Annotated in this window: 20 protein-coding genes; 9 read left to right on the forward strand and 11 right to left on the reverse strand. The window is 52.4% G+C overall.

The window, feature by feature from the left end; genetic code table 11:
• Nucleotides 1-84: 84 nt before the first annotated feature.
• The gene (locus E1162_RS01030) at nt 85-906 is read left to right on the forward strand and encodes a hypothetical protein (protein ID WP_155125728.1); all 822 of its coding nucleotides are present in this window, start codon (nt 85-87) and stop codon (nt 904-906) included.
• A 30-nt stretch (nt 907-936) separates the two neighbouring features.
• On the opposite strand, the gene glcF is transcribed toward E1162_RS01030, so the two are convergent.
• From glcF to E1162_RS01045, 3 genes are all read right to left on the reverse strand, one after another.
• On the reverse strand, nt 937-2,244 hold the full coding sequence (glcF, locus tag E1162_RS01035) for a glycolate oxidase subunit GlcF (protein WP_155125730.1): 1,308 nt from the start codon (nt 2,242-2,244) through the stop codon (nt 937-939).
• A gap of 1 nt (nt 2,245) precedes the next feature.
• The gene (locus E1162_RS01040; protein ID WP_155125732.1) at nt 2,246-3,466 is read right to left on the reverse strand and encodes an FAD-binding protein; all 1,221 of its coding nucleotides are present in this window, start codon (nt 3,464-3,466) and stop codon (nt 2,246-2,248) included.
• 68 nt (nt 3,467-3,534) lie between these two features.
• Nucleotides 3,535-5,031, reverse strand: a complete 1,497-nt coding sequence (locus tag E1162_RS01045; protein WP_155125734.1) for an FAD-linked oxidase C-terminal domain-containing protein — start codon at nt 5,029-5,031, stop codon at nt 3,535-3,537.
• Nucleotides 5,032-5,170: 139 nt separating this feature from the next.
• Here E1162_RS01045 and E1162_RS01050 point away from each other — a divergent pair, with 139 nt between their 5' ends.
• The 4 genes from E1162_RS01050 to fbaA all read left to right on the forward strand — a co-directional run bounded on the left by E1162_RS01050 (nt 5,171) and on the right by fbaA (nt 8,912).
• Nucleotides 5,171-6,091: a LysR family transcriptional regulator gene (locus E1162_RS01050; protein WP_371311756.1), complete on the forward strand. Its 921-nt coding sequence runs from the start codon at nt 5,171-5,173 to the stop codon at nt 6,089-6,091.
• A 141-nt stretch (nt 6,092-6,232) separates the two neighbouring features.
• On the forward strand, nt 6,233-6,631 hold the full coding sequence (locus E1162_RS01055; RefSeq protein ID WP_155125738.1) for a c-type cytochrome: 399 nt from the start codon (nt 6,233-6,235) through the stop codon (nt 6,629-6,631).
• Between the two features lie 169 nt (nt 6,632-6,800).
• Nucleotides 6,801-7,523 (forward strand): heterodisulfide reductase-related iron-sulfur binding cluster, encoded by a 723-nt coding sequence (locus tag E1162_RS01060; protein WP_155125740.1) that lies wholly within the window; start codon nt 6,801-6,803, stop codon nt 7,521-7,523.
• A 318-nt stretch (nt 7,524-7,841) separates the two neighbouring features.
• On the forward strand, nt 7,842-8,912 hold the full coding sequence (gene fbaA, locus E1162_RS01065) for a class II fructose-bisphosphate aldolase (RefSeq protein ID WP_155125742.1): 1,071 nt from the start codon (nt 7,842-7,844) through the stop codon (nt 8,910-8,912).
• A 60-nt stretch (nt 8,913-8,972) separates the two neighbouring features.
• Here fbaA and E1162_RS01070 read toward each other — a convergent pair whose 3' ends face one another.
• A complete protein-coding gene (locus tag E1162_RS01070) occupies nt 8,973-9,791 on the reverse strand; it encodes an amino acid ABC transporter permease (protein ID WP_155125744.1) in 819 nt (272 codons plus the stop codon).
• A gap of 56 nt (nt 9,792-9,847) precedes the next feature.
• On the reverse strand, nt 9,848-10,642 hold the full coding sequence (locus tag E1162_RS01075) for a transporter substrate-binding domain-containing protein (protein WP_155125746.1): 795 nt from the start codon (nt 10,640-10,642) through the stop codon (nt 9,848-9,850).
• Nucleotides 10,643-10,927: 285 nt separating this feature from the next.
• On the opposite strand from E1162_RS01075, the gene E1162_RS01080 reads away from it, so the two are divergent.
• Nucleotides 10,928-12,079, forward strand: a complete 1,152-nt coding sequence (locus E1162_RS01080) for a Na/Pi symporter (protein ID WP_155125748.1) — start codon at nt 10,928-10,930, stop codon at nt 12,077-12,079.
• A 3-nt stretch (nt 12,080-12,082) separates the two neighbouring features.
• Here E1162_RS01080 and E1162_RS01085 read toward each other — a convergent pair whose 3' ends face one another.
• Nucleotides 12,083-12,967: a LysR family transcriptional regulator gene (locus E1162_RS01085; protein ID WP_155125750.1), complete on the reverse strand. Its 885-nt coding sequence runs from the start codon at nt 12,965-12,967 to the stop codon at nt 12,083-12,085.
• 194 nt (nt 12,968-13,161) lie between these two features.
• Here E1162_RS01085 and E1162_RS01090 point away from each other — a divergent pair, with 194 nt between their 5' ends.
• Entirely contained in the window at nt 13,162-13,452 is a 291-nt protein-coding gene (locus E1162_RS01090; protein ID WP_257098548.1) for a DUF1127 domain-containing protein, read from the forward strand.
• A gap of 5 nt (nt 13,453-13,457) precedes the next feature.
• On the opposite strand, the gene E1162_RS19665 is transcribed toward E1162_RS01090, so the two are convergent.
• A complete protein-coding gene (locus tag E1162_RS19665) occupies nt 13,458-15,269 on the reverse strand; it encodes an adenylate/guanylate cyclase domain-containing protein (RefSeq protein WP_371311753.1) in 1,812 nt (603 codons plus the stop codon).
• A gap of 43 nt (nt 15,270-15,312) precedes the next feature.
• A complete protein-coding gene (locus E1162_RS01100; protein ID WP_155125756.1) occupies nt 15,313-16,062 on the reverse strand; it encodes a 16S rRNA (uracil(1498)-N(3))-methyltransferase in 750 nt (249 codons plus the stop codon).
• A gap of 137 nt (nt 16,063-16,199) precedes the next feature.
• On the opposite strand from E1162_RS01100, the gene xseA reads away from it, so the two are divergent.
• The gene (gene xseA / locus E1162_RS01105; RefSeq protein WP_371311754.1) at nt 16,200-17,684 is read left to right on the forward strand and encodes an exodeoxyribonuclease VII large subunit; all 1,485 of its coding nucleotides are present in this window, start codon (nt 16,200-16,202) and stop codon (nt 17,682-17,684) included.
• Nucleotides 17,685-17,757: 73 nt separating this feature from the next.
• On the opposite strand, the gene E1162_RS01110 is transcribed toward xseA, so the two are convergent.
• From E1162_RS01110 to E1162_RS01120, 3 genes are all read right to left on the reverse strand, one after another.
• Nucleotides 17,758-19,125: a TRAP transporter large permease gene (locus E1162_RS01110; RefSeq protein ID WP_155125758.1), complete on the reverse strand. Its 1,368-nt coding sequence runs from the start codon at nt 19,123-19,125 to the stop codon at nt 17,758-17,760.
• A complete protein-coding gene (locus E1162_RS01115) occupies nt 19,122-19,763 on the reverse strand; it encodes a TRAP transporter small permease subunit (protein WP_155125760.1) in 642 nt (213 codons plus the stop codon). The genes E1162_RS01110 and E1162_RS01115 overlap by 4 nt, the downstream gene beginning before the upstream one ends.
• Nucleotides 19,764-19,855: 92 nt before the next feature.
• A complete protein-coding gene (locus E1162_RS01120) occupies nt 19,856-20,872 on the reverse strand; it encodes a C4-dicarboxylate TRAP transporter substrate-binding protein (protein WP_155125762.1) in 1,017 nt (338 codons plus the stop codon).
• Nucleotides 20,873-21,278: 406 nt separating this feature from the next.
• Here E1162_RS01120 and E1162_RS01125 point away from each other — a divergent pair, with 406 nt between their 5' ends.
• Nucleotides 21,279-22,109, forward strand: coding sequence for a universal stress protein (locus tag E1162_RS01125; protein ID WP_155125764.1), 831 nt, complete (start codon nt 21,279-21,281; stop codon nt 22,107-22,109).
• The last annotated feature ends 15 nt before the right edge of the window (nt 22,110-22,124 follow it).

Genomic DNA, 22,124 nt, shown 5'->3' on the forward strand with positions numbered 1-22,124 from the left:
GGATTTTATCGCTCCCCAGATCAACTTAGGGCCTTTTCACTCTTCCTAAGCTGACCGTAAACGGGTGCGGGGGATATTTTTAAAATGACAAAGACTTTTGAGAGCCCTGCAATCTCCATTGGCGAGGTGCAAGAGGCGCTAAAACGTATTCTTTCTTCCGACGGGTTCACACGCTCACCAAAGATTTCTCGGCTACTCACGTTTCTGGTTGAGGAGACACTTGCTGAACGCCACGAGGGCCTTAAGGAAATCACGATTGCAATCGAAGTCTTTGACCAGCCGACATCGTTTAACCCGCGCGTGAACCCGATTGTGCGGGTGAATGCCTCCCGCCTACGCAATATTTTGCGGCTCTACTACAGCGAAGCTGGCTCCAGCGACCCTGTTCAGATCAAGATGGCGGATGTTGGTTATGTTCCTGTCTTTCAAAGGAACATGCAGTTCATTCAAAATGATCTCAATGTCGCCGCAGAAACCCAGAGCCTGCAAGCAGCTCCAGCACAGCCGGAACAGGCTGCTTTGGCTGATACTGCAACCATAGCCGAGGCACAAACGCCAAGTGCCCCAACCGCCCAGCCTAACGAGCAAGGGGCACTTGCTAACGAAGTCGCTGATGCGATTGACCAAGCCGTAGCGCGCCACGCCCGCGCCGTTCCTCAGGCGCGAGGTCTCTCCGCGCCAGCTTCCGTTGCCGTGGTGCTTTCCTTCGGGCTTATCGTAGTGGTTGCACTTGCTTGGCAAAATATAACGAACCAAGGCGGTATCAACGTGCTGCAGCCGGGTATTCCGCATGTCTCAGCTGCTGGGACAGACTTTATGCTGCTCTCCTGCACACAGACAAATGAGGATGCAGAAGAGACCATCAAGCTGGAGTGCCATTCACTTGGTTTAAACGGGGCGAACTAAACGCCCCGCCACCTTTGCCTTGCCGCAGGTTTACGCGTTCAGCACCTCTGGTTTTTGCCCACCATAGACCCAGTCCAGCAGTTCAACAGTATGGATCACGGGTACATCCATTGCCGTTCCCAACTGTGTGATGCAGCCAATATTGCCTGTTGCTACCGCCTGCGGCTGGGTAGAGAGAATGTTCTTCGCCTTGCGGGCTTTCAACTGCTCGGCAATCTCCGGCTGCAAAATGTTATAGGTGCCTGCTGATCCGCAGCAAAGGTGCCCTTCTGGAACGTCTTTGACATTGAAGCCTGCCGCCTTCAGAAGCGACTTTGGTTCCTTGGTGATTTTTTGCCCATGCTGCATAGAACATGCGGAGTGGTAGGCAAGGGTCATATCCGGTTCAACTACAGGCTCACCAAGGTCAATCGAGCAAAGGAACTCGGAGATATCCTTAGCCAGCGCCGCTACCTGCTCAGCTTTTTTAGCATAAGCCGGATCATTCTTCAGCATGTGGCCATAGTCTTTTACCGTTGTTCCGCAGCCTGAAGCGGTAATCACAATGCCATCCAGCTTCTTGCCATCCTTCTCAGAAAGCCAAGCGTCGATATTCCGGCGGGCACTTTCCAGCGCGGCTTCTTCTTTGCCCATATGATGAACGAGCGCCCCGCAGCACTCCTCTGCTTTTGCAAAAACAACCTCATAGCCCTGACGGGTGAGAAGGCGAACAGTGGCATCATTGATTGACGGCGAGAGCACCTTTTGGGCGCAACCCTGCATCAGCAGAACGCGGCCCTTACTCTCCTGCAGGGGCGTAATCTCATGCTGATCAGCGTAAACGGAAGGTACCGGTACCTTTGACGGAGCAAGAGCCAGCATGGCTGACAAGCGACGGAACGGCCCACCAAGGGACTTAAGAGGACGCGCCAACGGCTTAGCGTAATGTGCCGCAATCAATGCCCAACGAAAGCGTTTTGGGTGCGGGAAAATGAACGCCAGTAATGCGCGTAAAACGCGATCATGTAGCGGGCGCTTGTAAGTCTTTTCGATATGCGCACGGGCATGATCCACCAGATGCATGTAATGCACGCCGGATGGACATGTGGTCATGCAGGCCAGACAGGATAGACAGCGATCTATGTGTTTGACCACGCGAGCGTCTGCCGGACGATCATTTTCCAACATATCCTTGATGAGATAGATGCGCCCTCGCGGGCTATCTAGCTCATCACCCAGTAGCGTGAAGGTTGGACAGGTTGCGGTACAAAACCCGCAATGAACGCACTTACGCAGAATTTGTTCAGCATCTGCAACACCGGGGTCTTCAAGCTGTTTTGCAGTAAAGTTCGTTTGCATTTCAAACCCCTACGTACATACGACCGGGATTGAGAATCCCTTTTGGATCAAGCTGTTTTTTCAAAGAGCGGGTAAGCAGTGCTAATGCTGGATCTTGCGGCTGAAAGACCTCTATCGAACCGCGATCCGAAGCCGATCCCCTAATAAGCGTTGCGTGGCCTCCGCCTGCTTGCGCAATGGCTTGGCGGATTTCCAAAGCAGGATTATCACCGCCATTAAACTCAGCGATCAACAGCCCCCCAGCCCAGTCGCGCAGCACTTTGGAAGCACCCAGTTGCTGTAAGCGTTGCACAACGCTTTCTGAGTGGGTTGGTGCAACAGATATGCGCCATAGCGGCGCTTCCCCGCCCTCTTCAAAAGCTTCAAGACGGCGAATGGAACGCCAAAGGGCCCGTGAGCCCTCGTTCTTTAAGACATCAATGCTTCCAAATGGCTTTAGCAAGGAGCGTAGTGTCTCGACACGGTAGTTGACGGACTTCTCAACACCTTCCAAACGAAGAACTGTCAGCGTCTTATCTATCGCGCCAAGTTCCGCAGAAAGCCGATCATCATACTGCAGTGGAAGGAAAGCAGCGGATGATACTTCCGCTGAAGAGCCCATTGCAGCGGACATTGCTTCACTCGCCTCAGCGCCGCTAAGTCCCTTAACCACGACAGTCTCTTCAAGAGCGGCAGCAGGCATCACCTTTAGTGTCAACTCACTGGCAACGCCCAGTGTTCCCCAAGATGAACAGAAGGCGCGAGCGATATCGTAGCCGGTCACGTTTTTCACCACACGGCCACCGGCTTTGAATATCTCGCCGCGTCCCGATACTCCGTGAATGCCCAGCACATGATCGCGAGCTGCACCAGCTTTCAAGCGGCGCGACCCTGCCAAGTTGGTGGCGCATACGCCTGCAAGCGTGCCCTTACCGTAGCCGGTTCCCAAAACACCGCCATAATCTACCGGTTCAAAGGCAAGCTCCTGTCCATGCTCAGAGAGTAGAGCTTCAATTTCAGCAATTGGAGTGCCTGCTTTTGCGGTTAGCACCAATTCCGCAGGCTCATAATCGACAATGCCGCTCAGGTTCTCTAGTGAGAGCGTATAGGCAACCTGCACTGGCCTGCCCAGCTGGCGCTTGGAACCAGAACCAATTATTTCCATTGGTGTTTCTTCAGCCGCCGCCCAGCTTAGAACCTTAGCCAGTTCATCTTGGGTTTCGGGTTTAAAGCAATCGCTCATGACGTCCGTTTGCCCCTAATTTCGTGCGCTTATGCGCTCATCTTGTTGTTCCCCAGCACTCTTCAATTCTAGAAGCGAGGAATATCCGGAAATGGCAAAGCGCCTTTGTGAACGTGCATTTTGCCCAGTTCTGCGCAGCGATGGAGGACTGGGAATACCTTGCCCGGATTGAGAAGATGCTTCTCGTCGAAGGCGCACTTAACGCGCTGCTGCAGCTTCAAATCATCTTCCGAGAACATCTCGCCCATGAGGTCTCGTTTCTCGATGCCAACGCCGTGCTCGCCTGTCAGAACGCCGCCAACCTCTACGCAAAGCTTGAGAATATCAGCACCAAAGTCCTCGGCAGCTTGTAGTTCGCCCGGCTTGTTCGCATCGTAAAGGATGAGCGGGTGCAGGTTTCCATCTCCAGCGTGAAAGACGTTGGCACATCTTAGGCCGTGCTTCAGCCCAAGTTCCTGCATGCGCCCCAGCACTTCTGGTAGAGCCTTGCGGGGAATTGTGCCATCCATACAAAGATAATCCGGTGAGATGCGACCAACTGCGGGGAAGGCTGACTTACGCCCAGCCCAGAAGGTTGCCCTCTCCTCCTCGCTATTGGAAACACGAAGGTAGGAGGACTGGTTTTCTTCTGCGATCTTGGCAACGGCTGCCAATAGGTCGTCAACTTCAGCTTCCGGTCCGTCCAGCTCGATAATCATCAAGGCTTCAACGTCCTTGGGGTATCCAGCATGAACGAAGTCTTCCGCTGCATCGATGGCAAGCTTATCCATAAGCTCCATACCGCCGGGAATGATGCCCGCCCCGATAATTTGGGCAACGCACTGACCGGCCGCTTCTGAAGAAGGAAAGCCTACTAGAGCCGCCCGCGCTGTTTCCGGCTTTTGCAAAATACGAACGGTGACTTCTGTAACAACGCCAAGCAGGCCTTCTGACCCCGTCATCAGTGCGAGGAAATCATAGCCTTCACTGTCTAGGTGCTTGCCGCCCAAGCGGATAACCTCGCCGGTGATCAGAACCATTTCCAGACCCAGAACATTGTTGGTCGTCAGGCCATACTTCAGAGAGTGAACGCCGCCAGAGTTTTCTGCGATGTTACCGCCGATGGAGCAAGCGATCTGCGAGGATGGGTCCGGAGCGTAGTAAAATCCTTCGTGCTCAACGGCCCGTGTAATGCCCAAGTTGGTTACACCCGGCTGCACCACAACTGCGCGATTGGCAAAGTCGATATCCAGCACGCGATTGAACTTCATCATGGAGATCAGTACGCCATCTTCCAAAGGCAAAGCTCCACCAGACAGCGAGGTTCCAGCTCCACGCGGCACGACCTTAACATCGTTGTCGTAACAGTATTTCAGCACTTTGGAGAGCTGCTCTACCGTTTCAGGAAGCACAACAACCAGAGGCATTTGCCGGTAGGCGGTTAGGGCATCAGTCTCGTAAGGGCGAAGCTCCGTGTCATCATGAATTACCCCTTCACCCGGCACGATCTCTTGCAGGGCGCGGATAATCGCAGCTCTGTTAGCGAGCGTCTCCTGTGAGGGTTTGGGCATTGCTATGCCTGACATAAAGCAGTCTCCCAGCTTCCTTATGCACTACGCACGCAATATGTACGCAGTTCTCCATTTGGATGATTTGACTATATGTGACACAACCGCTTACCAATCGAAATAGCAATAATGTTGTAGAACCTTTTCCGCCGAGGCAATAATGAGCCCAGTTACCGAAATGGAGATTTTCGCCCGAGTGGTGAGCGCAGGTGGCATGTCATCTGCAGCCCGTGAGCTTGGCATTTCTCCTGCGGTTGTTTCCAAGAAGATGCGACGACTTGAAGAGCGGCTTGGAACGAGGCTGTTGCAGCGAACAACGCGCCAAATTGCGCTCACAGAAGCTGGCCAAGGGTACTACGAGCGGGTTCGCACCATTTTATCCAGCATCGAGGAAGCAGAGGCATTTGTTGCTACGGGCTCCGCGCAGGTGAGCGGTACTTTGCGTGTTTCCGCGCCAACATCCTTTGCCCGCATGCACATTGCTCCGCATCTCACGCGCTTTATGGAGGAGCACCCGCTCGTCCACATCGATCTGGACCTTTCAGATACCTTTGTCGATATCGTTGGCGAGGGGTACGACCTTGCAATTCGCATTGGGCAACTGCCGGATTCCAGTCTGGTTGCCAAAAGACTTGCACCAATACACCGCGTTTTGTGCGCAACCTCCCAATATCTGGAAAGGCATGGACCGGTTCATTCCCTGCAAGATCTTTCTGAAAACCACGCGTGCCTCGCTGCACGTCAGCAAGATACATGGCACCTTGAAGGCCCGGACGGCGACATGACTTTTCAATGTGTTGGCAGGCTGAGAACAAACTCCAGCGAAGTGGTTCGTGAGGCCCTACTTGCTGGAATGGGTGTAGCGCTCCGTTCTACTTGGGATGTCGGCGATGAACTGCGCACCGGAAAGCTGCAAGTGGTGCTACCCGACTACAAAGCAACAAGCCGCACCGGCCTTTACGCCGTTTATCCTTCCCGCCACCTGACACCGCCAAAGCTGCGCGCGTTCGTTGACTTTCTTGCATCCACCTATGGATCTGAGCCGTATTGGGACAAAGACCTTGAAGCTCGAGACTGAGTACAGCTGCTGCGGTGCGACAGATTGTCCACACAAAAGTGTAGCAAATCCAAATACAAACCATAGAGTGTATATTATAGGTCTTATTACCTAAATTCCACGGAGGTCCGCCTCTGATGAGAAAAATGAAAGAGGGTCGCCATGAAACTTTTTAGCGCTGTTGCTGCAGTTGCGCTGCTTATGTCTGGTTCGGCTGCTTTAGCTGACGCAGACCTGAAAGCCGGTCAGAAGGTTTTCAAAAAATGTAAGGCCTGCCACGCTGTTGGTGAGAAGGCGAGAAACAAGGTCGGCCCTCAGCTGAACGGGGTAGTTGGCGCCGATTGGGGCCACATCCAAGGCTATAAATACTCCAAAGCGCTGAAAGCTGGCAAAGAAGAAGGCCGCGTCTGGGATGATGAGACACTTGCAGCATACTTGCGCAAGCCTAAGGACGTGATCCCTAAAGGCAAAATGGCATTTGCCGGCCTGCGTAAGGACAAGGATATCGTCAACGTGATTGCCTATCTTGAGCAGTTCAACGCAGACGGCACCAAGAAGTAAGGCACTGCCTACTTTTTGAAGAGTTTGAAGGAGCGACCAATGGTGGCTCCTTTTTCTATTAGAGCTGTTAGGTTTGGCCGAAGGCGCTTCCTGCGCTTTTTGATCTTGCCGATTATGGTCGCAGCGCTATAGATCAAAGATCGACTATTTACGTGAATGCTCTGTTTCTATGGCTTCCACTCCCCTTCCCCAGACAGTCGGCATTTTTTCAGGATGCTTGACCAGCCTTTACAGACCACAGGTGATAGAGGCTACGGCCCTGGCTCTCACCCGTTTGGGGTTTGATGTTGATGTTCCCATGGTTCAAAGCTGCTGCGGCCGAGTAGCTGCACAAAGCGGTGATACCGCAGAAGCCCTGCGCTTGTCGGAAGAGGTTATCGACCAGTTCTCGCGTTACGATGCGGTTGTTTCTCCCACCCCCTCCTGCGCTTTGACGATGACGGGCTACGCCGTTCAACAGCCAAGTAATTCCAGCTGGCAGCGTCGATGTAGAAAGCTGGCCCGCAAAACCTATGATCTAGCAAGTTTTTTGGAGCTAGCTCTTCGCAACCGTCCTGAGCAGGCATTTAGATACCATGGCCGCGTCGCCTTGCTGCAGCAACAGGCTGTGCCCTCATTACTTGGTAGCGACTCGCCGCTTCGCCGCTTGTTGGAAAAATCGAATGGCATTGAGGTTCTCCCGCTTCGGGACATGCTTCCTCACGCTGGTCTGACAGCTCATTCACAGGCAAATTCAATGACTTCGTTAACACCAAACCTCATAGAATCCATAAGAGAGTGTGGTGCAGGTCTGGTAACTGGTGATGAAATTGGCCTGCTGATTGAACTCAAAAGCGCCTTAAGGAGAGTTGGCTCCGGCGTGGAGGTTATGCATTTTTCCGAAATACTCTGAACCATTAAATCGATTTAACTACATAGTTCAAATGGATTTGACCAGAAATACTTTACTGAAGTTGCGCAAGGCGCCTCATTGGAAACATAGATTTCGCTGATACTTATCGATTCCAGAAATAAGCATGACAGCGTTGCTACGTATTATCTGAATTAACAACGTGTTCGCACAAAAGACACTTGTATTATTACGAGACAATAGGTTAGGCATCACCCAGATGCCAGAATACGGCACATAACCACCTTGGCAAAGTAGCAGCCGATTGGGGAATACACCCTCCGATGTGGCGCAGACTGAATATGGGAGCCCTGTAAACTAATGGTCAAGCTCAAACCTGGCGTTGTCTTCGGGGAAGATTATAAAGCACTGTTGGAAGCATGCCGCGATGGCAAATATGCCCTTCCAGCTGTCAACGTGGTTGGTACCAATTCTGTAAACGCTGTTATGGAAGCGGCTGCGGCCAACAAGACCGACATTATCATCCAGCTTTCTAACGGCGGTGCCCAGTTTTACGCGGGACAAGGCATGAGCGATAGCTTTGAAGCTAAAGTTCTTGGTGCCGTTTCCTGCGCCCAGCACGTACACCTTCTGGCAGAGCATTACGGCATTGCCGTTGTTCTCCATACCGACCATGCAAACCGCAAGCTCATTCCTTGGGTTGAAGCGCTGATCAAGCATGGCGAAGACTTCTACAAAAAGAACGGAAAGCCGCTATTCACGTCTCACATGCTCGACCTTTCCGAAGAGTCTCTTGAGGACAATCTCTCCGAGAGCGAGCGCATGCTTAAGCTGATGGCGCCGCTGCAGATGAGCCTCGAAATCGAGCTCGGCGTAACCGGTGGTGAAGAAGACGGCGTTGGTTCCGACGACGATATCTCTGCTGACAACGCGAAGCTCTACACGCAGCCGTCTGAGGTTCTTGAAGCGTACAAGCGCTTGAAAGATCTGGGACACTTCTCCGTTGCAGCATCCTTTGGCAACGTGCACGGCGTTTACAAGCCGGGCAACGTGAAGCTTCGCCCTGAAATCCTACGTGAGAGCCAGAAGCTGGTTGCTGAAACCTATGGCCTTGGCGAAAATCCTGTACCGCTCGTCTTCCACGGTGGCTCTGGTTCCGACAAGGACAAGATTGCAGAAAGCCTGAACTACGGCGTGTTCAAAATGAACATCGACACCGATACACAGTTCGCTTTTGCCGAGCCAATCGGCAAGTACGTTGACGACAACCCCGCCGCCTTTAAGCACCAGATCGACCCAACAACCGGCGCTCCTTACAAGAAGCTCTACGATCCGCGTAAATGGCTTCGTGCCGGCGAAGTTGGCATTCGTGAGCGTCTCGCTGAAGCCTGTCAGGATTTGCAGTGCACCGGCAAGACGCTGGTTGGCTAATCGCCTGCTCTTGAATTCAAAAAGCCCGACTTCGTTAGCCGGGCTTTTTTATTGTCCACTCTAAGCAGCTGTATCGTGGCTATTGCGTTTTAGATGCCGCTCTAGCCCTCGAACACAGAGCGATAAGCTCATCGTCATGGTTAGGTAGAGATAGGCGACCACATTGTAGGTCTCAAAAAACAGGAATGTAGAGGCCGAATAGATTTTGCCGAGCTGGGTAATATCTTGAACGCCCAAGACTGAAACCAGAGCACTATCTTTGATCATCGCAATGAAGTCATTGCCAAGCGGCGGCAGCACATTCTTGAGTGCTTGGGGCCAGACAACCAACCGGAACGTTTGCCATTTGGATAGCCCCAGCGCCATTGCACCTTCCACCTGTCCTCTCGGAATACTCTCGATACCGGCTCGAAAGATCTCTGCAATAAACGCTGAGTAGCAAAGGGTCAGCGCTAAGATCGCCCGCGCTGACATGGAAAAGTCGCGCACTCTGATTTTATCTAGCCAGCCAAGCTCGATCGCCCAGCTAAACACCAAATTGTAGAGAGCGACCAACTGTGGCGCGCCTACAAAAGCGATGTAGAACAGAACCACCAGAATAGGCAGACCGCGCATAACCTCTGTGTAGAAGCTTGCAAACTCTCTAAAAAGGCGCCTTTCGGATGTTCGGGCCAAAGCAATGCCTAGACCAAGAGCGCAGGCACAAAAAAACGAGACGAATGCCACGATCAAAGTGGTCCAGATGCCTCTGGAGAGGTTTAGGAAAATCTGGTGGTAGTCGCCGTCAACGGCAATAAACCAAGCAAAGAGGACTGCAATGACGCCCGCAGCTAGCAACCAGTATGGAAACTCTCTGCGCGCCTTTTGAGCTTGCCGCATTAAAAGTCCGTTCAAAATAATGGAAAAGGGGCGAGCTATAGCCCGCCCACTAGAAATTAGTTCTGGGATTTATATTCAAAGAACCACTTCTGGTTCAAAGCATCCAGAGTTCCGTCTTCACGCATCTGGTCCAGAGCAGCGTTTACAGGGCCAACGAGATTAGAACCCGGAGTGAAGATGAAGCCAAAGTCTTCCGAACCAAGCGGGCCGCCTACCACTTTGAAGCTATCAGGTGACGCCCCCATGTAGCCGCGTGCAGAGGTTGCGTCCATCAAAACGGTATCAACATCACCAGAGCGCAGAGCCATCACAGAAGCGCCAAAGGTTTCGAACAACTGGATGCGCTTATTGTTTTCATCTCCGTCCAGCATGTCATAGACAGCTACATAAAAATTCGTTGTACCCGGCTGCGCACCGACCAGCAGATCATCATCGCCCGCAAAGCTTTTAGCGTTGTCAAAGCGGTCTTCATCAGCGCGAACAAGCATGAACATTTCAGAGGTCATATACGGATTGGAGAAGTCAATCTGCTTGGCGCGCTCTTCATTGATGGTAATGCCGTCCATGCCCACTTCAAACTGGCCCTGACGCACAGCCTCAATCATGGTGTCCCAAGACGCAAGCTTCCAATCAACTTTGAAGTTCAGGCGTTTGGCGATTTCATTGAACGCATCGTATTCCCAGCCGATGCCCTCACCTGTTTTAGGATCAGCAAAGTTCAATGGGGTGTAGGCGTTTTCTGTAACGGCAACGACAGTACGTCCGCCCAGATCAGGTAGCTCGCTTGCACTTGCGATGTTCACCGTGGCAATAGCGGCAAGAAAAGACATGCCAAACTTAAATAACTTCATTGATCGGCCCTCGCTCTGATTCCGAAAATAAACTCTGATCTTAAAAAATAAGTCGCTGATTCAAATCGGGCGCATGTTGACAGCGCACACGCCAAGTAGCAATAGAAAGCCGAAACTGATTTAGCGAGGCCGACTTCTGGCCTAGAAAAAACAGGTAGCGCATACTCTACGAAAAGAGGTAAAACCTGCGCGATACATGCAACACGGTTTGGTCTAGCCTTTTCTCGAAGCATAAGAGAAGGCGATTGTCTTCTTGGTCTGACTAGCAACAACTGCGGAATAGCAATGAATTCTTACGACAACGGGAAATCAGAGGATGCGCTTGGCGTTGCCCTTTTGAATTGGGTTTCCGTTGCATTTCTTGCGTATCTTTTGTTCTGCGCAGTTGGGTTGATTGAAGTTGGGTTTGAAACGCTCTCCAGCACCAAGATCGACCTTATCATGCAGTTCGCGACCAATCCGGTCGCCGGTGTACTAGTTGGGGTTCTGGCAACTGCTCTTGTTCAAAGCTCTTCTGCAATTACCGCTGTGTTGGTTGGCATGGTTGCCGGTGGTCTTCCTCTTTCCATCGCTATTCCAGTTGTGATCGGTGCAAACTTTGGCACGACGATCACCAACAGCATTGTTAGCCTCGGCTTTGCCCGAAACAAAGCAGACCTCAAGAGAGCGTTTGCTGCTGCAACTGTTCACGACGCCTTCAACCTGCTGTGCCTCTTCATCTTCCTTGGACTGCAGATTTCCTTTGGCGTTTTGGAGAAGCTAACTGCTGTATTGGCCTATCAAATCGATAGCCTTGGCATCTACGGTGAAGCCTCTTTTATTCCGGGCGCATTGCAAGCTATTACGCATCCGTTTGTTGCCAAGATTCAGAAGCTAACATCCTCGTTTTCTCCAGAGGCTTCTGGCGCAATTTTATGTCTAATCGGTCTCGCGTTGATCGTCTTCAGCATGTCGATGATCGGTCAGTTGCTGCGTTCGCTCCTTGTCGGCAAAGCGCGCCGCGTAGCGCAGGCAATTGTTGGGAAGAACCTTTGGTCTGGCATTGGCTCCGGCCTCGGGGCCACTATGCTATTGCAGTCATCCTCTTCGACAACGTCCTTTGTCATCCCTCTGGCGGCCTCCGGCGCGGTAAGCACAAAGGGCATCTATCCGTTTACTATTGGCGCGAATATCGGCACCTGTATCACCGCCATACTTGCAGCGTTTGCAGTGGTTGGCGACCAGACCGAAGCCCTTGAACTCGCTCTGGTTCACCTTTCCTACAACGTCTTTGGCGCGCTCATTATTTTGGCTGTTTCGCCTCTGCGCTATTTACCTGTACGCCTTGCCGAGAAACTTGCCGATGTCATCGGCACCAATGTTTTCGCCATCATTGCCTACATCATCTGCGTATTCCTAGTAATTCCCGCAGCAGGAATCTGGATTTTCAGCAGCTAGGCACTACTCGGCCGCTTCTTGCACCTGACCCATATTGCCGATGGAGGCGATGATATGATCTGCCAATATCTGGTGGATCTTTTCAGAGGCAGCATCAGAACGGATCAACGTGATCTGGCAGTCTGGAAGTAGCGGCATTCCATCATTCACGCCTAGAATTCGGTGGTCGGTGCGCACTGCACTTTCCGGCAGAACACCAATGGCAAGATCAGCATGGATAGCGCCGGAAAGAGCTGTCGCGCTGGCGCTTGTATAGACAACTGTATGAGGGATTTTCGCCTTATCCAGAGCGTGGATAGCCTTTGCCCGCCAAGAGCAGGAGATATCGCCCGCAGCAACCCTGACAGGACGCTCCATATGCAGCGTGGTCATGCCCGAACCAACCCACAAAAGCTGTTCTTGCCGGATCACCTGCCCATCGACACCGGAACAATCACCTGATGTGACAATACCAAGGTCCAGCTCACCCTTTTTAATGCGCTTGCCGACAATGGCGCTGCTAGAGCATTCCACTTCCACGCTAATGAATGGATTGATGCGGTTAAATGAGGCCAAGACTTGCGGCAGGAGTTTTTCAGCATAGTCATCTGGTAGGCCGATGCGGACATTGCCAGCAATGTTGCCTTGTTCGAAGGCAGTCAGCGTTTCATCATTCAACGCAACGATACGGCCAGCGTATTCTCTCAGCTTCTGCCCTTCTTTGGTAAGGCGGGAGTTGCGCCCGTCCTTCACAAACAATGGCTGACCGACGCGCTCTTCCAATTTACGCATCTGCATGGAAACAGCGGACTGGGTTTTATGAACCACCTCGCCCGCACGGGTGAAGCTACCCATTTCCGAGATAGCCAGAAATGTTCTCAGCTGATCAATGTCCAATGAATGCGCCATCCGGTTCCCTCCCTGAGAGCGTCAATACATCACAGTCTTTGATTGATTTACATCAAAAACATTCGTTTGTGAAATTACTAACCTATAGGCATATTGGCTGCAAGCAAGCGAGAGCAAGATCTCTCCAAGTTACCCCATAACAATTAGCAGCAATCGTAGCGAGACGAGGTGCATCAATGGCCTGCGTGAACGAGATGAATGAAGTAACAATAAAAACAATCGCTGGAGCAACAAATAGCGCCGGTTTTTCAGATAGTTCTCCACTACGCCACATCTTGAGTGCGTTTAGAAAATGGAGAAATAGACGCGCAATTCAACGCCTTGCACGGCTCGATGATCGTATCCTGCACGACATTGGCGTAACCCGTGGTGACGTTATGAGCGCCCTTTCTACCAGCCGGAGCTGTGATGCTTCTCTGGACCTTGCAGCGCGTGCTGAAGAGCGCAAGCTGGCCCGCAAGGCAACACGATCCATTCGCGTTTGACCCTGTTAGATAAGGCGGTAGACGCCAATCTCGCTTTCGCGGCCGCGCAACTCGATGTCACCAACAAACTTGGCATTATGCCCCTCAGGTAGAGCATCCACCGTGTTCTGGCTTGCCAGCACGATAACCTTTGCCTGAGGGTCTACGACTTTGCCGAGGTCCTGCAAGCGCGCAGCTATGTTCACGCTATCGCCGATGCATGTATAGTTCATGCGCTCGGAAGAGCCGACATTGCCGACCACAGCAACGCCTGTATGCAACCCAATTCGGATGCGGAGCGGCGTACTATCATCTGATGCATCGCTGTGCTGGCTATTGATCTCTTCGGCAATTTTCTTGGCTGCCTCGAACGCCTTGAGAGCATGGTTAGCCACGGGCTCCGGTGCGCCCCAAAACGCCATCACTCCATCACCGATGAATTTATCGACAGTGCCGCCGCTTGCGATAATTGCCTTGGTCATATCCTCAAAGTGGTGATTGAGAAGCTGCGTTGTCTCCTCCGCGCTCAAGCGTGAGGCAACCTTGGTGAAGCCGACAATATCAGAGAAGAAAAACGTCATCTCTCTGAGCTCCGTGCTTTCCAAACCGCTAAACTCGCTTTCCAATAACACGCGCACAAGGTCCTTCGGGACATACCTTGAGAAGGCGGTCAGCGCAGAAGATGCCGCATTGAAGGCCTGATTGGTCTCGTCGATTTCGTAAAAGCGTGACCGGTCCAGATGTTGGGCACTGTCTAACTCCAGATTTCGGATTGCTTGGGCCTTGTCTGCAAGGTTCTTTATGGGACTGCCCATCTTGTGGCCCACGTAAGCAACCAGCATGGTTCCGGCGATCATGAAGATGAGCGCCCCGAGTGCAACGTGCTCGATCTCCAAAATGGGGGCGGAGAACTCCTCAACCGGCATATAGGTACCGACCACGAGTGGAAGAGCCTGCGGCGTTCTCAGCGGAGCATAGAGGAAGAGATACTCCTTCCCTTCGCTGATATCGAGGTGCGCTCCCTCATTGTGGTTTAGCTGATCAAACTCTTCTGTCTTCACCCAAATTGTTTGCAAGGGAGAGCCAATCATGCGCTCCAAGGAGGGCACGGGTTCGTCAGGCGTCGGCTTTATCTCATCGTATATTGGGGCAGTTGTTGCAAGAACCTGCTCTTTTTCAAAGAGGATGAACGGAACCTGCGTATCCTTCCAGACGATTTCATCTAGCAGCGCCTCCAGATCACCTACCGGATAGTCAATTGTTATGCGTACCGGCCAACCAACATCGGGTGCAGAAACATGAATGGTTAGCCGCATGAGCGACATGCCCATCTCTTCATCGTAGAATGGATGGCTCCAGACGGTGTAACCATGTTCGAAGGGCTCGTCTTGCGGTCGATCGAGCATTATTTCTGTTTCTGGATGATCAGGATGGGCGATATCAATAGCAACCTCTCGCCCTCCTGCATAATAGAGCGTTAGCCGCTTGATGTTGGTCTGTCGGGATAGAACGTTCTTTAGCTGCTGCTTAGCCTCTTCCGGCGCATCAACGACGTTCTCGGAGATGATTAGATCGGCAGCAAGCTTGCCGAGCTGTTCTTCATCACGAAAGAAGTCTTCCACCACATCAAGACCGCGCTCAAGCATCAGATCGCCGATCTCACGCATCATGAAGCGGGTCTGGGTTTCTGCTGTTCTGGTCATGGTCCAGAGCAAAGAACCAGCAAGAATGAGAAACAAAAGGCCAAAGCCCGCCCCGAGCGCTAAGCTGATGGGCAGGCGAAACCGTGCAGAGTGATGTTTTTTCTTCTTCGCAGTGGAAATAGCTTCAGCCTCCACGTGTATTTACGCAGAGGCTATCATGGGACTGGTTATGGGCTGATTAAAACCAATCGCCGAGCTTTGCCTGCACAACTGCCATGGCTGCAACTGCGGCTGTATCTGCACGCAGCACACGCGGGCCAAGCGGCATTGGCACAACGAAGTCTTGGGAACGTAGCAAAGCGCGCTCTTCTTCCGAGAACCCACCTTCAGGCCCAATCAACACTGCAAGCGGTCCGCGTTCTACCTTAGCCAGAGCCTCTAGCGGGTTTTGGGTTTCTTCGCCTTCATCACAAAAGATCAAGGTGCGGTTCGGATCGGTTTCTTTCCAGCGCGCCAGCACGTTCTTAAGCGGCTGCAACTCATCGACGGTTGGAATATGGATCACGCCGCACTGCTCGCAGGCTTCAAGCACGTTTGCTTCCACCTTGCTGATATTCAGCTTGGGAAACTGAGTGTGATGGGTTGTCACCGGGCGCAAGCGCCCTGCCCCCATCTCAACCGCCTTTTGAGCCATATAATCAAGGCGGTTGGTTTTAATCGGCGCAAAAAGATAATGCAGATCAGGAGTTTCCACCTGCTCGCGAATAAGCTCGGTCAACACAAGATCACAGGCCTTGCGCCCAGTGCTGTGAACCTCAGCGCGCCATTCACCATCGCGGCCATTAAACACCAGAAGCTCTTCGCCATCCTTCATGCGCAGTACGTTGAGCAAGTAGTTGGCTTGCGCGCGGTCTGCCTCGATCCGCATTCCCTCGGCCATAGCACTATCGAGATAGAGACGCTGCATACGGAACTCTGAACGGGGCATTGGGCTGGTTCTCCAGTCTGGTTGGCTTCGCTTTGTGAACACGTGGAAAAGAACCCCGTGTGCTGCTTGGTGTTTATGTCGGGATCACCTATACATAAAGTGCAATTTCTCTCAAAGCCTTTGAAAGTACACAAACCGTGGTCGATACCAGCAACGTTACAGAATTTACCGTTTCTGAAATCTCGTTTGCCATCAAACGCACGGTTGAAGATAATTTCGACTACATCCGTGTACGCGGTGAGTTGGGGCGAGTTTCCCGTCCGGGATCCGGTCACATCTATCTAGACCTAAAAGACGATAAATCCGTTATTTCCGGTGTCATCTGGCGCGGCAATGCCGTCCGCATGAAAGTACAGCCGGAACAAGGGCTTGAAGTGATCGCCACTGGCAAGATCACCACCTTCCCCGGCCAGTCCAAGTATCAGATGGTTATTGACGATATGGAGCCAGCCGGTGCTGGCGCGTTGATGGCTTTGCTGGAAGAGCGCAAGAAGAAACTCGGCGCTGAAGGACTGTTCGATCCGGACCGCAAGCGCCCCTTACCACGAATGCCACGGGTCGTTGGAGTTGTAACCTCACCAACCGGTGCTGTGATCCGCGATATTTTGCATCGCATCTCGGACCGTTTTCCGGTTCATGTGCTAGTGTGGCCTGTACGCGTTCAGGGTGAAACCTGCGGTAAGGAAGTTGCAGCCGGTATTCGCGGCTTCAATGCTCTGGCTCCTGATGGTGCAATTCCGCGCCCTGACGTGCTGATCGTCGCCCGTGGCGGTGGCAGCATTGAAGACCTTTGGGGCTTCAACGATGAAGACGTTGTTCGCGCAGCCGCAGAAAGTTCCATCCCGCTCATCTCCGCAGTTGGTCACGAAACCGACTGGACGCTTATCGACCTTGCCGCTGACGTACGCGCGCCGACGCCAACGGGCGCGGCAGAGTTTGCAGTTCCAGTTAAGGCAGAGCTGTCTGTTGCGCTTGATGATTTGAGCCGCCGCCTTTCTACCGGTCTACTGCGCACCATCCAGAGTAAGCGAACAGAACTACGCGCGGCCAGTGCAGCTATGCCAGCACCGCGTGATCTGCTCGCGCTTCCTCGCCAGCGTTTCGACATGGTGGCTGGACGCGTAGAACAGGGCCTGCGCGTTAACACCCAGTCCCACCGCAACCGTTATATCTCCGCTGTTTCCGGTCTGCGCCCAACCGTGCTGCAAAACCAGATCAGCCGTCATAAGGAGCGTCTTGTGGCGTTCTCTGAACGTGGAGAGAAGGCCTTTCTCACAAACATTGAACGGCAGAAGATGCGTCTTTCCAGCGCTACCCAAATGCTGAACTCGCTGAGCTATGAGCGTGTAATAGAGCGTGGATATGCTGTGGTTAGGGATGCATCCGGCAAGCCTGTTGCCAATGCCTCAGCCATTTCGCATGGCGATATGCTCTCCATTCAGATGCGCGGAGGTAGTGTGAACGCAGTTGCTGGCGATAGTCTGCCTGCTGAAGCCGCACCTCGCCCAAGTGTCCCCTCTTCTCTTGAAGAGCATTTGGAGCAGGCAAAGGCCAAGCAGGCGAAGAAGAAGCCAAAGAAGGCTGCTCAAAAGACAGATGAAAATCAGGGTAGCCTGTTTTAAAGAAACTACCCATTCCAAACGAAAAGGCCTTGGTTTTCACCAAGGCCTTTTCTTCATTCAATCCGCTATTCGCTTACATAAGCGATGGCAGGAATGTGATGATCGCTGGGAACGCTACCAGCACGCCAACCGTCAGAACGTCAGCGATGAAGAACGGCGTTGCACCGCGGAACACTTCCTGAACCGGAATGTCAGGACGCACGCCGGACACCACGAAGCAGTTCAATCCAATCGGCGGCGTGATAAGACAGAGCTCCGCCATTTTCACCACAATGATACCAAACCAGATCGCGCAGGCTGCACCAGACATGCCAAGAGCACTGTCTGCTGCGGTAACATCAGGACCACCATTCAGCGCGATAATCGCAGGGAACACCACTGGCAGGGTTAGAACCAACATGCCGATAGCATCCATAAACATGCCGAGTACCGCGTAGCCCAACAGAATGCAGATCACGATGCCAAGCGGTGCGAAATCAAGCGCAACGATAAAGTCACGGAATGCATCAGGCAGGCCAGCAAAGCCAAGGAAGCGAACGTAGACCAGAACACCCCAGATGAGCGTGAAGATCATCACGGTCAGCTTTGCGGTTTCGTGTAGAGCTTGGAAAAGCTGCTTGGTGCGCATTCCCTTATAGAATGCGGTGATGAGCACCACGAAAGCACCAAGGGAACCTGCTTCTGTTGGCGTTGCAAATCCGAAGTAAAGGCTTGAGAAGATGATACCAATCACACCGATAATCGGCAGTGTGCCCGGCACGGACTTGAAGCGTTCACCCCAAGTAAAGCCGCCGATTGCAGGCGCACCGCCCTGCCAGCGTGCCATCAGATAGATGATACCAGCATAGATAAGGACAGAAACAACACCCGGCAGGAAGCCTGCCATGAGCAGCTTACCGACGGATTCTTCTACCAGAATTGCGTAGATCACGAGGATCGCGGATGGTGGAATGAGCGAAGCGAGCGTACCACCTGCGGCGACAACTGCCGCTGCAAGGCGTTTGGAATAGCCAGCTTCCAGCATCTCAGGAATTGCAACACGGGCAAACACCGCAGACGTCGCAGTAGACGCGCCAGACACCGCAGCAAAGCCAGCTGTCGCGAACACAGTACCAATCGCCATACCGCCCGGCAGCCAACCAAGCCATTTCTTGGAAGCATCAAACAGCTGCTTGGTGAGACCAGCGTAATAAGCGAGGAAGCCTATCAGAATGAAGGTCGGCAGAACTGAAAGAGAATAGGTAACCGACTTGGAGTGCGGAATGGTTCCTGCCATTTTTAGCGCAACCATGAAGCCTCTTTCAAAGCCCATGCGCATTGAGAAAATAGCGATCATTCCGACGATACCGACAAATGCAGCAGCAAAAGCAACACGTACGCCGATCACAACGAGGATCAGCAACACGCCGGTCATAATGAGGCCAATGTCAAACGGGGTCATACGGCCTCTCCTTTTTTCTCGTCTTCTTCTAGGAAAGCTTCTTCTATTTCTGCCTGAGCATGCTCGGCAGCATCAAGGATATGCGGCAGGTCCAGAGTGGAAGCTTCTGGATTAAAAATCAGACGGGTATAGCCATAAAGCTGCAGTAATAGGCGCAACCACAAAACAGAAAGAGCTACCGGAATGATGAGCTTTGACGGCCAAGTCGGCAAACCCACGTCGATTGTACTGTCGCCCAGCGTCCATGAGCGATCAAAGTGCAAATAGGAGCCGTAAATCAGAACGGTAACAACCGCCAGAATGATCAGGACGCCCAAGAATTCAGCGATCCAAAGCGCCCGCCCCTTAAAAGTGCCGAGCAGCAATTCCATACGGATGTGACCACCCACGCGTTGACAGTACGCTACGCCTAAAAAAGCAAACACTGCCATTGCCTGTTCGGTAATATCGATAAAACCGGGAACCGGCTGGTTAAACACGTTGCGGCCAATAACCTGAACCACGGCCAAAAGCATCAAGACCAGAATGCTGGTCGCAGCTATAAGGTTGAACAGGTTCTCGATTTTGCCGAGCGGTCCATTAAAGCGAAGGTATGCCCGATCCTCCGCCGTAAAAACCGGGGTGGTTTGCGTCTGCATTACAGATTAGCCCCTCTGGTAATTATGATTGTTTCCCAAGGCTGAACATAGAAAGGGCCCGTGAACACAGGCCCTTCCCGTTGTTTTGCGCGTTAGTTTGCAATCGTGTCCTGAACGAGCTTCAGCAGCTCATCAGCAGGCAGACCCTTCGCGTTCATTTCTTCTTTCCAAGCTTCCCAAACAGGCTCACCAGCTGCTGCTTTGAATGCTGCCAGTTCTTCATCGGTGAAGGTAACCTGCTGGATGCCCTGAGCTTCAAGCTCTGGGTACCACTTGTCGTAGACCTTTGCGTAGGTGTCGAGGTAGTGCTGCATGGAAGGATCAACACTGTCCTGCAGAGCGGACTTGAAGTCTTCTGGAAGCATTTCATATGCTTCGATGCTCACGACTACCGGGCAGTTCACGGTGCCTGGATTGAGGTTCGTGGTCCACCAGTTACCAGCGTCAGTGGTCTTATAGGCAAGGTGTGCGTGAGGAGCGAAGGAAACGCCCTGCACGGTACCAGAATCAAGCGCCTGATATGCTTCAGAAGCGGTCACAGAAGTAGGCACTGCGCCGATGGTTTCCATTGCTTTACCAATGCCGCCGAGTGCACGAACACGCATGCCTTCAAAGTCGGAAACGGTAGATGGCGCATCGCCTTTACCCAGTACGTTGTACTGAGGCATTGGAGAGGACATCAGAAGCATTGCGTTCCAACGTGCAAGATCTTCTTTAACTGCTGGGTGCGCGTAAAGAGCCTGATCGACAGCTACCTGAGTTTCAAGATCAGGAACACCGAGGAACGGAAGTTCAGCTACGGTCAGGGTCGGGTTCTTATCTGCATGGTAAGAAGCGCAGAACTGTGCCATTTCGAAAGCGCCGAAGGAGATACCGTCAAGGTTCTCACGGGACTTGGACAGTGCGCCGCCGTAGTGCAGCTTGATTTCAAACTTGCCATCGGTGCGTGCAGCAACTTCTTCTGCCAGCTTTTCAATGTGCTCGGTGAATGCGCGGCGCTTACCCCAGAGGGATACATTCCAGGTAGTATCAGCTGCCAGTGCCTCACCAGTAAACGCGGCAGCCATAGTAACGGCGAGAATCGCTGTAGATGTCTTCAGCTTGTTCATTTCGGTCCTCCCAAATCTCCCAAAATCAATCACGTAGAATCCGCAGATCGACCTACGTGTTATCGCATAGGTTTAACAGATGGAGCCGAAATTGAAAGGTGTATGCAACCAATGTTTAAACTCTGGATTCGGGTGCCTTTGTCCACCGACCCTTGAGTTTTCGTTGTTTTTTTATCGCTGCGGGAAAAACCTTGATACCAATTGAGGAAAGGTGCCAGTAACGGCAGGTTTCTGCCAATACAACCTCAGGGTTTCATAAAATGGTCTGTTTCAAGTTACGATTCAGTCGCTATTCCTTGATATTGGTCAATGCAGTTCGCTCAGCGAGTCCTAGTATTTTCCCATAGGTCAAAGGAATGTTATTCTTTTGGCTCTGATACCCCAAAATTCAGTGTGGAGATCGCACATGGCAATCAAAGACATTCTTACGATCACCGACTATCAGGGTAAGCAACCCGCTGCTCAGGTGGCCGTAGAGATCGCACGCTTGACCGAAGCTCACGCTACTGGCGTCGGTTTGGCATTCGAACCGCTTCTTCCCGGCTTTGTTGCAGCTCCAATGCCTGCTGACTATCTACAGATGGCAAGAGAGCAGGCACTGAATTCTGCGAAGGACTCCTTAGAAGCCTATCAAAAGCTGATTGATCTAGCTGGCGTCAATGGCGAGACCCGCGTGGAGGAAATTCTCACAGGTGGATCATTAGAAGGCATTCTTAGCCAATGCCGTCTGACCGATCTGGTCGCTATCACACAGGATAATCCAGAGCAGTCCGAGCCTATGCGTTCGGTGATTATCGAAGCTCTGCTGTTTGATACCGGCGTTCCTCTTTTGGTGGTCCCTCACATCTTCGACGGCCAGTTCAAGCCTAAGAAGGCTGTGATTGCTTGGAACGGCAGCGCATCGGCAGCCCGCGCTGTTCATGCAGCTCTGCCTGTATTGAAGATGGTTGATGAAGTTAGTGTTCTCATAATCAACGAGTACGAGATTGATGACCGTGAGCCGGGTGCAGCTGTAGCTACCTATCTAGCTCGCCATGATCTTGAGGTCAGCGTTGATATTATCAACCATCCTCAGGTCTCTATCTCCAACACCATCCTCAACTACATTTCCGACAATGGGGCGGACCTGCTTGTAATGGGTGGTTACGGTCACAGCCGTATGAGAGAAATGCTGCTGGGCGGTGCAACACGCGAGATCCTCGCTAATATGACCGTTCCTGTCTTGATGACCCACTAAAACAGAGCGGGCGAT

Origin of the sequence: Pseudovibrio flavus, from assembly GCF_009711345.1 — a bacterium.
GTDB lineage: Bacteria > Pseudomonadota > Alphaproteobacteria > Rhizobiales > Stappiaceae > Pseudovibrio > Pseudovibrio flavus.